Below are 18,717 nucleotides of genomic sequence, written 5' to 3'. Positions count from 1 at the left end.
TTATAAGTAAACCTGCCCCTAGAATTCCCTATAATATATGATGAAAAATCACGCGACTAGAATGCAATCGGTACAGTCGCCCATAATTCCAGTAGTTGGCGAACTGATTCGCCAAAATCCGGGAACGATATCATTAGGACAAGGCGTAGTTTACTATAATCCGCCACAAGAATCATTTGATAAAATTCCCGAATTCTTCGCAAATCCCGACAATCACAAATACAAAGCCGTGGAAGGAATTCCACTGTTACAGGATGCAATCGCCGCCAAACTAAAAACCGATAACGGCATAGAAATTAATAGCAAAAACTGCATTGTTGTTACCGCAGGCAGCAACATGGGATTTACCAACGCTATTCTCGCCATCACTTCTGCGGGGGACGAAGTTATTATCCAATCACCTTATTACTTCAATCACGAAATGGCGGCTATCATGGCAAATTGCCGACCAGTGATAGTAGAAACCGACGCCAAATATCAACTTAATATCGATGCTATAAAAAAAGCAATTACTGACAAAACGCGAGCCATAGTCACCGTTTCACCCAACAACCCAACTGGCGTCGTTTATCCTGGCGAAGCACTCCGGGAAGTTAACGAAATTTGTCGCCAGCACAACATCTATCACATCAGCGATGAAGCCTACGAATATTTTACTTATAACGGCGTCCAACACTGTTCGCCCGCCGCTTTTCCCAACAGCAGCGAACATACAATTTCTCTGTTTAGCCTCTCCAAAGCCTACGGTTTTGCGAGTTGGCGGATCGGGTATATGGTAATACCAGAACACTTGCTGGTTTCAGTGAGAAAGATTCAAGATACCATCTTAATTTGTCCGCCCGTAATTTCTCAGTATGCAGCCCTGGGAGCCTTGCAAGTTGGTAGAGGTTACTGCGATAATTATGTAAGGGCGATCGCATCCGTGCGCCAACTCGTATTAGACGAACTCAATACTATCCAAAATTTGTGTACGATTTCCCCAGCCTGCGGAGCTTTCTACTTTTTCTTGAAAGTTGATACTGAACTCGATACAATGGAATTAGTAGAACAATTAATTCGCGAATATCACGTAGCAGTGCTTCCCGGTACAACCTTCGGCATGGATAACGGCTGCTATTTGCGGGTTGCTTACGGTGCTTTGGAGAAAGCAACCGCCACCGCAGGTATTAGGAGATTAGTTAAAGGTTTGAAGACAATTTTAAACAAGTAAAATAGGAAATCTAAAAATGGTTGCCACTAACTTGAAAGCAAATACAAATATTCAAGATACTTCCGCTGCCAAACTGGCAGACTTGCGCGATTTGATGGCAGATTACGACTTAGATTGCTATTACATCCCAGCGGTTGACGAACACTTAAATTTATCAGTTCCAGCAGCTAAGCAGCGGCGAGCTTGGATGTGCGGTTTTACGGGTTCCGCCGGCGATTTGTTGGTTGGCAAAGATTCCGCTTGGTTGTTTGTGGATTCCCGCTATTACGAACAAGCCGAATTGCAAGTCGATACGGGAATTATTCAAATATCGAAACTCGGCTTAGAAGGAAATTTAACCTTAATTGAAACTTTAGAAAAACTGGCTGTAGAATCGGCAGAAAAATCAAGGAAAATTCGCATGGGTTTTGACCCGTTTACTGTATCGACAGAGCAATATCAAAATTGGGTGAAAAAATTTGCAACTGCGGAGATTGAACTCATACCAATCCGGGAGAATTTGACTGACAAAGTGCGATCGCAAACTCCTTGGCAAACAGCAGAGACTTTACCCGCGATTGATGCAGAGCCCATATTTAGCTTACCTGTATCCCTGACAGGAGAAACCGCCGCCGAAAAATTAGCCAGAGTCAGGGAAGCGATGCAAAAAGCCAACATCGATGTGCTTCCGATTACCAACCTGAATCAAATAGCGTGGCTGTTCAATCTCCGAGGCTCGGATATTCCCCACATTCCCATTTTCATCTCCTATGCCATTGTCACCACAGATTCAGCGTTTTTGTTTACAAATCCTGAACGAATTTCACCAGAAATTAAGCAAGAATTGCGGGAGGATGTAACTTTGCTTCCCTACGGCGACTATCCGCATACATTAGAAACTTGCGTAAATTTGCCGCATAAAGTTCGGGTACTTTTAGATCCGAAACACAGCACAGCCGGTACGTACCAGTTAATATTAAACCATCAAGAAGCGCAGTTTTACAACATCGAAATAGTTTTTAAGGCACATCCGGTAGAAGGGATGAAAGCTCGCAAAAATCCCGTAGAAATTGAGCAGATGAAATCAGCCAATTTCAAAGCAAGTCGAGCGAAAACTTTGGCTTTAAAGTGGTTGACAGAACAGCTAGAAAATGGTAAGGTAGTTACCGAGTTTGATGTCAAAGAAAGCATCGAACATTTTTACCAGCAAGAAACAGATTTTCAGACTTTAACTTTTAGAACGATCGCCGGTGCGGGAGCCAATAGCTCGATCGTACATTACGGAACCCCCAGCCCTGAAATAACGTTAAAACCGGGGGAACTGCTGTTATTGGACTCAGGAGCGCAATATTTAGCAGGTACAACCGACGATACGAGAACAGTAAGTATCGGAGAACCGACGGCGCTACAAATAGAACACTACACAACAGTCTTAATCGCGCACATCAACTGTGCAATGCAGCAATTCCCCAAAGGAACAACGGGAGCGCAATTAGATGCGATCGCCCGTGCGGTATTATGGCAAGAACAGCTAGACTACGGACACGGTACAGGGCACGGAGTCGGCGCGTTTTTAGCAGGCCACGAAGGGCCAAACGGCATCAGCAAATCTGTGCAGTATCCCCTGGAAGCCGGAATGGTAACGAGCATCGAACCGGGATATTACGAACCGGGATGGGGCGGAATTCGCATCGAAAATCTCTATGTTGTCAGGGAAATGCCATCCAAAAACGGTACGGTTTGGTACGGATTTGAATCGCTGACGTATATTCCGTTTGAGCGCAAATTAATAAATGTCGATCGGCTGTCAAAGACTCAACTAGCATGGTTGAATAATTATCATGCTGCTGTAGTCGAGAAACTGGAACCCGTACTTGATGCAGCAACAATTGAATGGTTGAAAAAAGCAGCCGCACCCTTTGTGATATCAATTCCGGTTGCACCGGAATGATACCGAGGACACTGCAATGCTCATAGATGTCAACTTAAGGTCAAACCGAAAGTCCGACAGGGGTTGAAACCCCTGTCTCAAAGCGAAAGTCCTCTTAAGAGGACTGAAGAACTCATTAAGCTGTCGCGCCGCGCCTTTAAATTGCATATTCAGGGCGGGCGGGACGCCCACCCCACAAGAGTTAGATTGTTTTTTGACAGACAATTTAAATGCAGAACAGCTTAGTCCTCTTAAGAGGACTTTTGCTATTAGACAGGGAATTCATTCCCTGGCGGACTCGCGGGCTGACTAACGGGCTGGGCTGGCTGACAGCTTAAGTTGACACCAATGGGCACAGTGCGGTGTCCCTACGCCAAAATAATATTGTAGTATTGTAGGGAAACAGCACGTGCAGTCTCCTGATTTCTTAAAAAACAGAATACCAAAATCCCCGACTTCTCCAAGAAGTCGGGGATTTAAGATACAAACATTTAGAGCATTTAGAGTAAAGCTGGTGACAGGATTTGAACCTGCGACAGGCTGATTACAAATCAGCTACTCTACCAACTGAGTTACACCAGCAGTGAAACTTAATATAGCAAACTTATAGTGATTAGCGCAACCCCCCCAGCCAACTTTTTTTTCAAATTCGCTCAAAACCCCTCCCCGTAAGGGCAAAACCGGAATTGTCTGCCCGCTGCCCACAGCCCACTGCCAATTAACTAATCGCAGCGCCAAATCTTAATCGTCTGATCCGCACTCCCGCTGGCGAGCAAATTGCCCGAAGGTGCGATCGCCACCGAGTACACCGTACCCGAATGTCCCTTAAGACTGGTCAACAACTCCCCCGTCTGCAAATTCCAAATATTAATCGTATTATCATCGCACCCGCTAGCCAAAGTCAAACCGTCCCGACTGATAGCAACCGACTCGCCCCGACTCACATAATTTTGCAAAATATGCAGCGCCTCATTCGTTCCTAAATTCGTTACACCCTTTCCCCTCCCAGAATTAGTATTTAAAATCCGCAACAAACTGCCCGTCTGCAAATTCCGCAGCTTAATCGTATAATCATTGCTCACGCTAGCAAGAATCTGACCATCCGGCGCGATCGCCACAGAATTCACCCCAACATTCAACCCCGAAAGAGTCCGCAGCAACTTGCCACTTTCCACATCCCAAACCTTGCTCGTCGCATCCGAACTACCACTCGCCAATATTTTACCGTCTGGGCTAAAAACCACCGCATTCACATTGTCAGAATGACCCCTCAAAGTCCGCAGCAACTCGCCACTCCGCAAATTCCAAAGCTTAATCGTATTATCAGCCCCGCCGCAGCTAGCAATTACCAGGCCCTTCGGGTTAATCGCCACCGAATTCACCTCCATAGAATGTCCCGGAAAAGTACACAGCAAATCACCGTTGTGCAAATTCCAAAACTTAATTGTTTCGTCCGAACTGCCGCTGACCAACATTTTTCCGTCATAGCTAATAGCAACTGAATTTACGCGATCGGAATGTCCCGTCAGAGTGCCAATTAATTCCGTGGTTTCTAAATCCCAAATCTTAATAGTTTTATCCCAACTACCGCTAGCCAAAATTTTGCCGTCAGGGCTAATCGCCAGAGAATTCACAAACGATGAATGTCCCGGCAGCGTATATACACACCGCCATTTCTGATGTTTTAATTTGTGAGCTAATTCCTTCACGCGCTTAGCTGCAGCCTCAGCTTCCTCTCTGCGTTTGAGTTCAGCCTCCTCCAAACGCTGGCGTTCCGCCCTAGCTTTCGCCTCTCGCAGCGCCAGCCGCCGCATCTCTCCCTTATAGACTATTCGCTGCTGCTCCTGAATTTCTTTAAGAGTTTCAATATACGGTTTTGCCCAATCTTTAGAAAACCATTCCTGAGCAAATTCCGCCTCTAATGTAAATAGCTGAGGTTCGTGAGTAAAATCGATATTTAAATAATACAAATCCGCTAAAAAAGCCGCCAATAATTTGTGAATTGTCACAATTATTTGCCTAATAATCCGCAAGCTCAGCTTTCTATCTTTTCCCTCCGCCTCCAACTGGTGATAAACCTCTTCCCAATTCCAAGGCTGCATCGCCACTAGAGAAACGCTCTGATTGATGACTCCCCAAAAACCCACATGAAAATTAACTTCATAATCGCTGATATCGCTGTACAGTATAGCTGTCGGTACGGGAGACAACACAGTCTGCAACCGCTCCACATCAATATCAGAAATGGATTTTTTGAAATAGTCTCCGTAAAACTGAACCGGGCACAACTCTCCGTGCGGGGGGTAGTGCTGGTTCAAAAAAGCTCTTAACTTAGCCGGCAGCTCGATATTCAGATTGTGGCGAAACGAATCGGGGCAATCTTGGCTAATTTTTGCGGGAGCAACTAACAGCAGCAATCGGTGCTGTTGCTGCTGCAAAATCTGTTCAGTTTCCTGCCTGCTCAAATTAGAAAACCAGTTGTCCCTGTCCCAAATTGTTTGAATTTCGTTCAGCTTAACTCGAATTGCTTCGGATTGAAACTCCCGCATTAAGTCGCGGCAAAGCCGACTAATTGCCCGCTTATCTCTTACTTCTTGTGCCTTAATTCGATTAGCCCGTTCTTCCTTTACCCTTTCTTCTGCGTCGGCGATCGCGATTAATTCTTGTTCTCTGGCCTGCTGCCGCTGCAAATATCTCACTTGTGCTTTAATCCAGCGGGGGTCTTTTTTGATTTGCTGGTTCAAAGCTGAAGAACCAGAGGGCTCAATTTCTGCATAGCGTTCGTTGACAGCGCTTGCTCCCAATCTTTCTCCCAATTCCGAGGCTACAGGCTTCAACAGTTCAATTAGGGTGTCTGAGACTGGGCGGGGTAAGGACATACCAGTTAAAACTTTTTCTTACTTAAGGGCGATCGCGCGAGTCAGACATATCCCCCTGGGGCGGGGACTCTTGGCAGGGCTATTAGATTTGGGCGATCGGCCGATGCTATATGTAAGGCGTATCGTGCAGGCGAATCGTGCAGCCGCGCCAGCTTAGCACCTTAACTTAATAATAATATTTATTTATACACTTTACATTTTACCCCGAATCTGACTAGAAAACACCGACGGAAAAGACTTCAGGATATGCGATCGACCCTGAGTTCCCCCAATTTGTTTTTTTTGTTGCCATTTCACTCGCTCTTGTCTATAATCGTACTTCACAACCATAATTACGGTATTCCTACCTAAAAACCGTACTTTATCTAGAGGAACAAATATAATGAGCCCGTGGCAACGCCTAACTCAACACCTTCACTGGCCGCAACAGCCACCAGCCGGTACAAATAAATCATTGACTGGGCTGAAAAGATTTGTGTCACTATTTTTAGTGGGAATAACTTTAAGTCTAGCCGTTGCATCCTGCGGCCAGGGAACCACCAACAACCCCGCAGCCAGTCCCGGCAGCAGTCCAGGCGGTGCTAGCCCAGCAGCCAACAAAGGCAACGTAGAATTAACCCTAGTATCCTTCGCCGTCACCAAAGCCGCCCACGAAGCGATAATTCCCAAATTCGTAGAACAATGGCAAAAAGAAAAAGGCCAAACCGTCACCTTCAACCAAAGCTACGGCGGTTCCGGTTCCCAAACTCGCGCCGTAATTGACGGTTTAGAAGCAGACATCGTACACCTAGCCCTCGCCCTCGACACCGCAAAAATCGAAAAAGCCGGACTCATTGAGCCTGGATGGGAAAAAGAAGTCCCCAACGAAGGCATAGTCAGCAAATCCGTAGGAGCAATAGTCACCCGCGAAGGCAATCCCAAAGGCATCAAAACCTGGGAAGATTTAAGCAAAGACGGAGTAAAAGTGATTACTGCCGATCCTAAAACATCAGGCGTTGCCCGCTGGAATTTCCTCGCACTCTGGGGATCGGTTGTTAAAACCGGAGGAGACGAAACCAAAGCATTAGACTTGACTACTAAAGTCTACAAAAACGTCCCCATCCTGACTAAAGACGCCCGCGAAGCCACCGACGTATTTTTCAAACAAGGGCAAGGCGACGCCTTAATTAACTACGAAAACGAGATTATTTTGGCTGGTGAGAAAGGCGAAAAACCGACTTATAGTATTCCCGAAGTCAATGTTTCGATCGACAATCCCATTGCCATTGTCGATAAAAACGTTGATAAACACGGTACTCGCGAAGTCGCCGAAGCATTTGTCAAGTTTCTCTACTCCCCAGAAGCTCAGCGAGAATTTGCCAAAGTAGGCTTCCGCCCAGTAGATGCGACAGTAGCGGCGGAACCAGAATTTGTCCAAAAATATGCCCCCATCAAAACCCTATTTACAGCTCAAGACTTAGGAGGTTGGGGAGATATTCAGAAAAAATTCTTCGATGACGGAGCTGTTTTTGACAAAATCCAAGGTTCAATTAAACAGTAGTGGCCGGGGCGGGTTTACGAGTTGATTGGTTTTAGTCAAATACGATCGGTAAAACCCGTATCTGGTATGGCGCCTCGCTGCTAGATATGCGATCGCGCCTTGCAGATTGTAGGATGGCGACGCACCCTACATCTATCTAATGAGCCGGGGCGGGTTTACCAGATGATTGGTTTTAGGCAATTATTTTTGGTAAAACCCGCCCCTACAGCAATTATTCTTTCCAACTCAAAACTATTGACTTATGGCTGGATCATCTGCAATCAGTAACCCTCAATCTCCGATCGAAAATATCAAAAAGGGGCTGGGCAAAATAACATTACCTTGGGGAATCACCCTAGGCTACCTCAGCTTAATGCTATTCCTCCCAGTTACAGCTATGCTGCTGAAAGCCAGCACAGCAAACCCGGTCGAGTTTTGGAAAATTGCCACCAGTCCGATCGCCCTTTCCGCCTACGATGTCACCTTCTTTACGGCATTAATTGCGGCCTTAATTAACGGAGTCTTCGGCACATTAATTGCCTGGGTATTAGTCCGCTACGACTTTCCCTTAAAACGGATTGTCGATGCAGTCGTCGATTTGCCCTTTGCACTGCCTACCTCCGTCGCCGGTTTAACTCTCGCCACAGTTTACAGCGATAACGGCTGGATTGGTTCGCTTTTTGCACCTTTGGGAATCAAGATATCCTTTACTCGCTTGGGCGTAGGTATAGCGATGATATTTATTTCCTTGCCATTTATAGTTAGAACCGTACAGCCAGTTTTAAACGAGATGGAAAAAGAGATTGAAGAAGCAGCTTGGTGCTTAGGTGCTTCTCAATTTGAAACTTTCTGGCGCGTAGTTTTGCCACCGCTATTTCCGTCTATTTTAACCGGAGTAGCACTCGGCTTTTCGCGAGCGGTTGGCGAGTACGGATCTACTGTAATTGTAGCTTCTAACATACCGTTCAAAGATTTAATCGCGCCCGTATTAATTTTTCAAAGATTGGAACAGTACGACTATGCAGGAGCAACAGTTATCGGCACTGTCATGTTAGGTATTTCCCTGGCAATGCTGTTCGCCATTAATCTCTTACAAGCATGGAGAAGACGCTATGACGGCTAATATCAATTCACCCGCTGGTTACACATTTCCTCCCGCAGGTTCTAGTCGGAGTCAGGAAAAAGCTTGGGTAAAACCAACTTTAATCGGAATTGCGATCGGCTATCTCGCTCTTGTCTTATTTATCCCTACTCTCAACGTTTTTTACCAAGCTTTCCGAAAGGGATTTGAGCCATTTTTTTCTAACTTAACCTCCCCAGATTTTCTGCACGCAGCGCAACTAACCCTGGTAATTTCTCTGATAGTTGTACCTGTAAATACAGTATTCGGTTTGTGTGCAGCCTGGGTAATTGGTCGCAACAAATTTCCGGGTCGGACGCTATTAATCAGCCTTTTAGATGTGCCTTTTGCCATCTCTCCCGTAGTTGCAGGTTTAATGATTGTACTGCTTTACGGTCGGCTGGGATGGTTCGGACCGTGGCTGGAGGGGGCCAATATTAAGGTTATTTTTGCCTTCCCTGGGATGGTGCTAGCTACTGCTTTTGTTACCTTGCCTTTTGTGGCCCGCGAAGTAATTCCTGTTTTGGAAGAAGTGGGAACAGATCAAGAAGAGGCGGCAAAAACTTTAGGAGCAAATGACTGGCAAATTTTCTGGAATGTCACGCTTCCCAGTATTCGCTGGGGATTGCTTTACGGAGTAATTTTGACCAATGCTAGAGCAATGGGAGAATTTGGAGCTGTTTCTGTGGTGTCGGGAAATATTGCTAAGAAAACGCAAACTTTGCCTTTGTTTGTAGAGGATGCTTACAAGCAGTACGCGACGCAAGCGGCATTTTCGGCGGCGGTAGTTCTCGGTCTTTTAGCAGTTGTTACTCTCGTGCTTAAGGAGATTTTAGAACGCAAAACTAGGATAAAAGAAGTTGAAGAATAGTCATTAGTCATTAGTCATTAGTCATTAGTCATTAGGGATTTAGGGTGCGCGCTGTGAACCTCATCCCTCAAACGATTCATTAGTAAGGTGCGGCGCTATCGACAATCTGGTTGGAAGCTCGAAAATCTCACAGCGGCATATCCTACAAGATATTGGTGCAAAGTGTAAACTGAAACAAAAATTAGGAGTCCCAAATGTTAGCTAACAACACTAGCGAATCTGAATTTGAGGCGATCGACAATTTTCACAGAACCCAAGAATCAGATATTCCCCACTCTGATAGTGGTGACAGCAGACCAACTCAAACCCGCATTCGCATTCGTGTTCCTAAAGAATACCATCAGGAACCTGTGATTTCTAACCTGATTTCTGAATACGGTTTGACGGTGAATTTTAATGCCGCTTTGTTGGGTGTCAAAACTTTAGATGACGGTTGGTTTGACTTGGAACTGAACGGTACAAGTAAACAGATTGAAACGGCTCTGATGTATCTCAATGATTTAGATGTAGAAATCTGGAGCAATTCCAATAATCCCGATGAAGAAACTTGGTAATTAGTGAGTTTTGGATTCCCCAAATGGAAGAGGAGTTAATATTCTGGACGGTGACGCCAAATTTTCTTTCCTCTTCCCGGTCTCTTGAGTATAATAGTCTCCATAAATATTAGTCATGAGTCAATCGATTTTAGATTTTAGATTTTAGATTTTAGATTTTAGCATTGGCCCCACGGATAAATTCGGGGGGCAAGTTTCATCGGATGCACGTTTTTTATTTCTGGACGGATGAATCCGGGGGCTTGTATCCTAGATGCTTTAGGTGAGGATTAATCAGTCCTATCTATTCCTGTAAAAGAACTTTTTTAACTTTTGTAGTGAGGAATGCAAGTCTTCATAAAACTCAGAGGACTTGCATTCCTCACTACAAACAAATTTGAGGGCGGTTGGTCGTTAGCGAAGCCCTCGAAGAGGATCGCACATACCGATAATTCAGCAGCTAACAACTACCAAATAACACCAGCTTACAGCTAATAACCGTGACTGATGACTCTTGACTAACAAATATATAGCGGTTCTCAAGCGTGGTGAGGTATGCCCTATACCCTATGCCCTATGCCCTATGCCCTATGCCCTATGCCCATGAGTACCTCATCTTTCTGAGAAAGGTTATAGATAGCCATCAGTTAACTATTCGATTGACAATTTTTATAAAATCTGGTTTTTTCTCCATCTCTGACATATCAATAAACAGCGCGCAAGTCTTCTCCAACATTATTGTTGTACCAGCCGGAACAATATCCCCCTTTAAGACTTCTAAACAATCAAACTAACTCAGTTAGGGCAGGGGAGCATATAAAAAAGTTTTTGTCAATATTCCATTTAGGTGAAAGTTAGGTTAGGTGAAATTAGGGGCGATCCTCTTCGTTGGCGTAGCCCCCGTAGGGGCGGGCTTCGCCAACGACTCTCATCCGCGCTGGAAAAAGCTCGATCGTTGCTGCGGTTGGTTTGTGATATGAATTTGATGTGTGCGTGTACCAGGAGAATTTGAACGTGGAAATCTATAAAGAACGGAAACACCAGATAGTTTTTGCTGATTCACAAGTTAAAGATTGTGAAAGTTTAACAGAAACGCTCAATCCCGATACAGAAATTGTTATTCTCAAAGCCGATCGCGACGGCATCGAGCAAATCGCCGAAACACTTAAACAGCGGAAAAACATTGCAGCCGTCCACATTTTGTCTCACGGTGCAGCAGCCAGCTTGCAACTGGGAGCAACAGAACTAAATCTGTGCAACATTGAAAGCTACCGCAATTATTTAGAAACATGGTTTGCTTTGCCAGCAGCCGAAACAAACTCGAACTCTTCAATTACAGCTAAACCCGAAATTCTACTTTACGGTTGCAACGTCGCCGCCACAGAAGCAGGTGTGGCTTTCGTGGAAAGGCTGAGCCAGCTCACCGGGGCAAATATTGCCGCGTCCGATAACTTGACCGGGAATGCGGCACTGGGTGGAGACTGGGAACTAGAAGTAACTACGGGCAACATAGAAACACCTTTAGCATTTTCAGCAGAGGCGAGGGAAGCTTACAGTGGCGTACTGGCTGACTTGAACCAAACGACTGGCGACTTTAACGGACTGGTAAATGCCATCAATGTTGCCAACATCAACAGCGGCACTGACACGATTACTCTCACTGCCGATATTACCCTCGCAGGGCAATTGCCGAGAATTACCGACACCACCACTATTGTTGGCGGTGGTTTCAAGATCAGCGGCAATAACAACCGTGCCTTCGTAGTTGATAACACAACATTTAACATCTCAAACCTCACCATTGATGCCGCAAAAGCAGTAGGCAACGCGGGAACCACCGGTGGTGGTGGCGCTGCGGGCTTAGGTGGCGCACTTTTTATCAACAACGGTACAGTCACAGTTGACAGAGTTACTTTTTCTAATAACTCTGCCGTTGGCGGTGCAGGTGTGGCTGGGAATGGTGGCAAGGGTGGTAGCGCCGATCTGGGTACTTTATTCGGAGGTACGGCAGGGACAAATGGCAGAGATGGTCGCACCGGTCTAGATAGCACTGGCCTGGCAGGTGGAATAGGTGAAAACGGCGAAGCAGGCACTTCTGGAAATGCAGGCGGTACAGGCGGTAAAGGTGGTACTGGTGGTACTGGTGCTACTGCTGGCGGGACAAACGGTGGGGCTGGTGGCATTGGCGGCACTGGTGGTGCTGGTAGCGTTGTCGGTAGTGGCGGCGGTGGTGGAGGTGCCGGTGGCCTTGGCGGTCCTGCTGGTAGTGGGACCCAGGGTAATGGTGGCAATGGCGGTGCTGGCGGTGCTGGCGCCTTTGGTGGCGGCGGTGGTGCTGGCGGTCTACTCGGCACTGGCAACATCAATGGCACTATCGGCGCTGGCGGTATTGGCGGCTTCGGCGGCGGTGGCGGTAGTGGCAATGGTGCAAGCGCTGGAGGCACTTTTGGCGGTGCAGGTGCTATTGGCTTTGGTGGCGGCGGTGCAGGTTTAGGCGGCGCGATTTTTGTTGGCGGTGGCACTTTGACCATGACCAACAGCACCTTATATAGCAACACAGTTACTGGTGGCAATGCTGGTAATGTGGCCGCAGGTGCGGGTACAGCAGCAGGTGGCGCAATTTTTGTCAACTTAGGTGCTACCGCTACTCTGACCAATAATACGATCGCCTATAACACTTCCACAGCAGCCACAGTTGGCATACCGGCTAGTCTGATTGCTAGTGCCGGAGGAATTTACAACAACGGCGGTACAGTTACAGTCAAAAACACGATCGTTGCTGGCAACGTTGCTACTACCGACACAGATGTTACAGGGGCATTCACAGGAAATAACAACCTGATTGGGGTTCTCGGCACTAGCACGGGTTTCACAGCTCAGGCATTAGCGGTTCCTTTGGCAAATGTATTAGCTCCAGCAGCCTCTGCCGGACTCAACGGTGCAACTACCGGCCCGTTCACCCTGGCCCTAGTTGACAACAGCCCCGTCACTACCAGCAGCAACCCTGCAATTGGTGGGGGCGACCCGACAATAACGGCAGTGGGCGCTACAGCTTTTGACCAACGAGGTACTGGCTTTCCTCGAAAAATTGACAATACTCTTGTCAGCAAACCGAATATTGACATCGGTGCTTACGAGTACGGGCCCGTGGTCGTGGGTCAGAAATTCAACGACCTTAACGGGGATAGCCTGCAAGGTGCCGCGGCAACTGAACCAGGTCTAGGCGGCTGGACTATTACCGCAGGTACGAAGACTAATGTAACATCTGCCGTTGCTGCCACTCTCGGCCAATACACTCTCACGGATACTAAGGCAAATACAGCGATCGAAGAAACGTTACAAACCGATTGGGTGCAGACTTTGGCACCAACGGTGACGACTGGTACTGCTGATGTTACCGGTGCTAACTTCGGCAATTTCAAAAAAACCTCGATCGCGGGCAAAACCTACACAGACCTCAAAGGCGACGGCTTCACGTCCGATGACACCACACAAAACGAGGTCACGGTCACTTTATACAAAGACACCAACGGCGACGGCATATTCCAAGCAGCCACAGATACGATCGTGGGTGCGCCGGTACCGACTGCCGGAGCCGGAGATTACACATTCTCCGATATCGGCCCGGGCAAATATTTAATACAAGCCACGGCCCCAGCCGGCTCTAGGATCTCTTTTCCCGCTGCCGCAATTCCCGTTACCGCCCTAAGCGGTACTCCGGTCATCAACACCGCAGCGACTCCCACCAACTTCGGTATCTTCAAAAACATCACCATTAGCGGTACCAAATTCGAGGACAAAAACGGCAACGGTGCCCTAGACGCGGGAGAGGTAGCACCGCCAACTCCTTTTGATATTCAGTTAGTTAACGCCGCCACCGGTACAGTGGCACAAACCAAAACTACAGATCCCACCGGCAACTACACCTTTACCGACGTTGGACCCGGCACCTACACCCTGCGGGAAGTGCCAAAGCCTGATTGGCAACCAACTCTTGCCCCCACTGGCAGCATCACTACCAACAGTGGCGTCAACATCACCAACACCGCAGCCACTCCCACCAACTTCGGCAACTTCCAACTAGGCAAAATCAGCGGGATCAAATTTAACGACCTCAACAAAAATGGCATCCAAGATGCGCCAGCAGAACAACCCCTAGGAGGCTGGACAATCTACCTGGATGCCAACGACAGCGGCAGCCAAGATGCAGTACCAGCCGAAACAGGCACCAACGCCACCGTCACCGATGTCGCCGGCAAGTACCAGTTCACCAACTTGCCAGTCGGCACTTATACAGTGCGGGAAGTGCCACAAACAGGCTGGACGCAAACTCTACCCCCTGTCAATCCAGCTAGGCCTACTCTTCCCGGCGCGTTTACGATCGCCGTCACCAGCGGCACAGATTCCCAAAACAACAATTTCGGCAACTTCAGACCCAACTCGATTAGTGGTCTGAAGTTCAATGACCTCAACAACAACGGGGTACAAGATACCGGGGAACTAGGACTTCCCAATTGGAAATTCTTCCTCGATACAAACAACAACGGCACTCTCGACACGGGAGAAGCGAACACTGACACCGATCCCGCAGGCAACTACAAATTCCTCGACTTGCCAGCAGGTACCTACAAGGTGCGGGAAGTCTTGCAGCCTACTTGGACGCAAACTACCCCCGACCCGGCGGACATCACTGTCACCAGCGGTCAAGACATCGCTAATATCAACTTCGGCAACTTCCAGCCGGCCACTATCAGCGGTCAAAAATTCAATGACCTCAACAACAACGGCATTAAGGATGCCGGAGAATTGGGGCTAGCTAACTGGCAAATATTCCTCGACAGTATCACTCCGGATGGATTGTTTCAGCAGGGCGAACCCACTACCATCACCGATGCCACGGGCAACTACACTCTTAAGGACATACCCGCAGGTACTTTCCAGGTAAGGGAAGTCCAGCAAAACGGCTGGACGCAGACGACCCCCAACCCCGCCCCCTTTGCGGTTAAGAGTGGAGATAACATCACAGGCATTGACTTCGGTAACTTCCTGCCCCAACCGGGGGCGATCCGAGGTCTGAAGTTCCAAGACACCAACAACAATGGCACTCAGGATGCTGGAGAACCGGGTTTACCCAATTTCCAAATTCAGTTAACCAATGTCGTAGCTGGAACTGCTCCTGCTCCTGTTACTACTACCACAGACAACACTGGCAACTACCTGTTCGCCAACCTAACGCCGGGAACCTACCGCGTCAGGGAAGTCAACCAAACTGGGTTTACCCAAAGCACCCCCGAACCCGCCGACATCGCCCTAACTTCAGGCGCTATTGTCACCGGCATCAACTTCGGCAACTTCCCAGCGCCGACGCCGACTCCGACGCCGACTCCGACTCCGCCGCCAGTGCCACTGCCACCTGTACCGACGCCGACGCCTGCACCGACGCCGACGCCTGCACCTGTAACGACGCCGACGCCTGCACCTGTAACGACGCCGACACCTGCACCTGTAACGACGCCGACACCTGCACCTGTAACGACGCCGACGCCTGCACCTGTAACGACGCCGACGCCTGCACCTGTAACGACAGATTTGGTTTGCCCTGAGAACTTCCCCAGGATCGCTACTCCCAATGAGGCCGGCACTCCTTCAGCGGGTAATGTGATCAATGGCCCTAACGGCGACGATACGATCGTGGGTAGTGCCGGCAGTGACTCTATCTTCGGGTTGATCGGCAACGATTTGATCTTTGGTCGAGGGGGCGGCGACTACATCAATGGCAATATAGCCAACGATACTCTCTACGGAGGCATCGATAGCGATACTCTCTTCGGTGGCAAAGGGTTTGACCTGATTTTTGGCGATCGCGGTAACGATACGATTTATGGCAATCGTGGCAACGACTCTCTTTCTGGCGACGAAGGCAATGACGTATTGTACGGGGGCAAAGCCGATGACGTAATGTTGGGCGGCGCTGGCGACGACGTGCTAATTGGCGATCAAGGCAATGACACTCTCTGCGGTGGCCAGGGTAACAATACCTTAATTGGCGGCAGCGGCGATGATTTGCTCTTTGCTGACACCGGCGATGATTTGCTCTTTGGCGGCAGTGGCAGCGATACCCTCGTCGGCGGCATTGGCAGCAATGGCTTTGTCTTGTCAGCGGGGGGAGGAATTGACACGATTTTCAACTTCACCGCAGGAGTTGATTCGATCAAGTTGGTGGGAGGCTTGGACTTCAATCAACTGTCATTAACCGAAACTAACGGCTCGACGGCGATCGCGATCGCCAACAGCGACCAGATTTTGGCTATACTCAGGGGCGTGCAGCCGAGCCAGTTATCGGCTCAGAGTTTTAGCTTGCTGGTTTAGCCCGCAGATCAAACTCGGCAGTTAGAACCGAGCATACACTTGCCTGCTGTCCCAACACAGAGGGACTAGCGGGAAGCACAACCTCTAAGCATGGGTTTGGAGGATCTGCCAAAGAAGGGGAATGAATTCCGTTCCCCTTCTTTTGTCAAATTTGTTCGAGATACTTCAGCAAGTCGGCCATTTCTTGCGGACTCGGTTGAAACTGCGGCATTGGTGGGGTTTGCCCGCTGGTGACTTGCCGGATCAGATCGAATTCGGATTTGCGATCGGAAACTCCGTGCAAGTTGGGCCCGACTTGACTGTCTGAAACGGATATGTGACAACCCGCACAGTTCATTTGAAAGATGGCGGAACCCTGAAACGGGTTGCCCGTGAGGGATAGGACGCTTTTGACGTAAGGATCGGCGACTTGAAATTGACGTATTGTGAGCGTAGCCAAGATGATGGCAAGCAACACCGCTAGCGCAAATATAGCAAGTCGCTCGATCGGGTTTTTAATTTCATTCCTGGCAAGTTGGTTATTCAAAGGAGTTCAATTAAAAATAGTATCTACAAGAAAATTTATTTCTCATAACATAGCTTAATCGTTCGCAGCGGGGAGAGCAAGATCTAATACTCCAGGAAGGGCGCTTTTTGGAAAATTCATCTGGGTAAGTGCTGGTAATATTAAAAATAGGTTGTTAAATCTTAACGTTAAGGAGATCTCATGGTAGAACCGCTGCTTTCAGGTATTGTTCTGGGCCTAATCTTTGTTACTCTGGCGGGGCTGTTTTTTGCTGCTTATCAGCAGTACAAGCGCGGCGATCAGTTGGGTATCAATAAGTAAAAGGGGTCTACAGTCCCTAACTCAGCCTGTCAGGGGGAGGGGGAATGGGGAATTGGGCATGGGGCATGGGGCATGGGGCATGGGTCATTAAATCGGCCTACTTACTTCTTCCCTCTTCCCTCTTCCCTCTTCCTTCTTCCTTCCGTTACATCCGTTACCGAATCCGTTGCCGAACTTCCCTCTTCCTTCTTCTCGACATCCGTTACATCCGTTACATCCGTTACCGAATCCGTTGCCGAACTTCCTTCGTTAAAGATATCGATCGAGAATAGCAGCAGTTTCCAAGCCTGTTTTTTCCCAGCTAAATTGTTTTGCCCTAGCCAAACCGAGCTCCCGTAAGTGCGATCGAACTTTGGCATCGACTGCAAGCTGGTGCATAGCAGAGGCAATTTCCTCGACGCTGTAGGGGTTGACTAATAAGGCTGCACCCCCTGCCACTTCGGGCATTGAAGACAGGTTAGATGTGATGACAGGAGTGCCGCAGCCCATTGCTTCGAGCACGGGGAGGCCGAAGCCTTCCCAAAGACTGGGGAAAACCAGGGCGATCGCTTGGTTGATAACTTTGGGCAAGTCGGCTGCGGGGAGGTAATCTAGGAATTTTACTCGATCGACCAATCCCAATTCTTGAACCTGCGCCTTCAGCAGCGGTGTATAGCGTTTGTCTTCCGAACCTGCTATCCACAATTCGTATTCGGAATTATGATGCAAAGCAGCAAAGGCTGCTACAACTCGCTGCACGTTTTTATAAGGATTGTGGCGGCCGATATAAAGAAAATAATTGCTTGTTGGTAAGTCTAAAAAACGGAAAAAACTGGTGTCGTATCCGGGGAAAATTGGCGTAATTAAATTAGTAGGAATCTTGCAAAAATTAGCGATATCTTTGGCAGTGGATTCTGAGTCGCAGATGACGTGTTGAGCCTGCCGCAGCACTTGGGGAATGTAATAGCGGTGGTAAGGTGTCAGAGGATCGAAGCGGCGGGGGAATCGCAGCGCTATCAAGTCATGTACTGTAATAATATAGCGGCAACCTGCAAATAGAGGAGCTTCTGGAATTGGGGAAAATAATAGGTTAGATTTTAGCTGTTTGTAAATTTTTGGGAGTTGGGTTTGTGTCCACACCAATCGGTTGATGTGTCCTTTGGTTCCTTGTTCTGGTGTTAGGTTGCCGGGGATTTGGTAGCAGTTGTTATTGGCAAATTTTTCGGCTGTTAGTAAGGTTGGGTTGAGGGATTTTAGGTGGGGAAATAGGTTTTTGGCGTAGATGGCTAAGCCGGTTGGTTTGGAAATTAGGAAGGAGAGGTTGATGAGCAGGTTGGATTGGGGATTGGGCATGGGATAATATGTAGATTGCGGTTTTTTGGTGGGATTTTTTTTTATTTAACCTGAGATATTGCACCATTCTCCATTAGCTTTTTAGGAACAGGCAAGATGCCTGTTCCACAAGAAAATTTATCTTTTGTGGAACAGGCATCTTGCCTGTT

General features: G+C 48.0%; 11 protein-coding genes and 1 tRNA gene. 8 read left to right on the top strand and 4 right to left on the bottom strand.

Features of this window, described 5'->3' with window-relative positions; all coding sequences use genetic code 11:
* Positions 1–40: 40 nt before the first annotated feature.
* On the top strand, positions 41–1,210 hold the full coding sequence (locus QT990_RS03550; protein ID WP_333144205.1) for a pyridoxal phosphate-dependent aminotransferase: 1,170 nt from the start codon (positions 41–43) through the stop codon (positions 1,208–1,210).
* A 16-nt stretch (positions 1,211–1,226) separates the two neighbouring features.
* On the top strand, positions 1,227–3,140 hold the full coding sequence (locus QT990_RS03545; protein ID WP_333464930.1) for an aminopeptidase P family protein: 1,914 nt from the start codon (positions 1,227–1,229) through the stop codon (positions 3,138–3,140).
* A gap of 488 nt (positions 3,141–3,628) precedes the next feature.
* Here QT990_RS03545 and QT990_RS03540 read toward each other — a convergent pair.
* A tRNA-Thr gene (locus QT990_RS03540) sits at positions 3,629–3,701 on the bottom strand.
* 140 nt (positions 3,702–3,841) lie between these two features.
* Positions 3,842–5,998 carry a WD40 domain-containing protein gene (locus tag QT990_RS03535; RefSeq protein ID WP_333308924.1) on the bottom strand — a complete coding sequence of 719 codons (2,157 nt, stop codon included), beginning with the start codon at positions 5,996–5,998 and terminating at the stop codon, positions 3,842–3,844.
* Positions 5,999–6,380: 382 nt separating this feature from the next.
* On the opposite strand from QT990_RS03535, the gene QT990_RS03530 reads away from it, so the two are divergent.
* From QT990_RS03530 to QT990_RS03510, 5 genes are all read left to right on the top strand, one after another.
* Positions 6,381–7,538 carry a sulfate ABC transporter substrate-binding protein gene (locus tag QT990_RS03530; RefSeq protein ID WP_333308926.1) on the top strand — a complete coding sequence of 386 codons (1,158 nt, stop codon included), beginning with the start codon at positions 6,381–6,383 and terminating at the stop codon, positions 7,536–7,538.
* A gap of 241 nt (positions 7,539–7,779) precedes the next feature.
* Positions 7,780–8,640 carry a sulfate ABC transporter permease subunit CysT gene (cysT, locus tag QT990_RS03525; RefSeq protein ID WP_333144181.1) on the top strand — a complete coding sequence of 287 codons (861 nt, stop codon included), beginning with the start codon at positions 7,780–7,782 and terminating at the stop codon, positions 8,638–8,640.
* Positions 8,630–9,508 (top strand): sulfate ABC transporter permease subunit CysW, encoded by an 879-nt coding sequence (gene cysW, locus QT990_RS03520; protein ID WP_333144180.1) that lies wholly within the window; start codon positions 8,630–8,632, stop codon positions 9,506–9,508. The genes cysT and cysW overlap by 11 nt, the downstream gene beginning before the upstream one ends.
* A gap of 194 nt (positions 9,509–9,702) precedes the next feature.
* Positions 9,703–10,062 carry an NIL domain-containing protein gene (locus QT990_RS03515; protein ID WP_333144179.1) on the top strand — a complete coding sequence of 120 codons (360 nt, stop codon included), beginning with the start codon at positions 9,703–9,705 and terminating at the stop codon, positions 10,060–10,062.
* A 993-nt stretch (positions 10,063–11,055) separates the two neighbouring features.
* Positions 11,056–16,410, top strand: a complete 5,355-nt coding sequence (locus QT990_RS03510; protein WP_333144178.1) for an SdrD B-like domain-containing protein — start codon at positions 11,056–11,058, stop codon at positions 16,408–16,410.
* A gap of 145 nt (positions 16,411–16,555) precedes the next feature.
* On the opposite strand, the gene QT990_RS03505 is transcribed toward QT990_RS03510, so the two are convergent.
* Positions 16,556–16,936: a c-type cytochrome gene (locus tag QT990_RS03505; RefSeq protein ID WP_333144177.1), complete on the bottom strand. Its 381-nt coding sequence runs from the start codon at positions 16,934–16,936 to the stop codon at positions 16,556–16,558.
* Between the two features lie 180 nt (positions 16,937–17,116).
* Here QT990_RS03505 and petG point away from each other — a divergent pair, with 180 nt between their 5' ends.
* The gene (petG, locus tag QT990_RS03500) at positions 17,117–17,236 is read left to right on the top strand and encodes a cytochrome b6-f complex subunit V (RefSeq protein ID WP_006632329.1); all 120 of its coding nucleotides are present in this window, start codon (positions 17,117–17,119) and stop codon (positions 17,234–17,236) included.
* A gap of 249 nt (positions 17,237–17,485) precedes the next feature.
* On the opposite strand, the gene QT990_RS03495 is transcribed toward petG, so the two are convergent.
* Positions 17,486–18,568 carry a glycosyltransferase family 1 protein gene (locus tag QT990_RS03495; RefSeq protein ID WP_333144176.1) on the bottom strand — a complete coding sequence of 361 codons (1,083 nt, stop codon included), beginning with the start codon at positions 18,566–18,568 and terminating at the stop codon, positions 17,486–17,488.
* Positions 18,569–18,717: the final 149 nt, after the last annotated feature.

The sequence above is a fragment of the Microcoleus sp. T3_B1 genome (assembly GCF_036700445.1).
Lineage (GTDB): Bacteria > Cyanobacteriota > Cyanobacteriia > Cyanobacteriales > Microcoleaceae > Microcoleus.
This window is presented reverse-complemented; position numbering and strand designations above follow the sequence as displayed.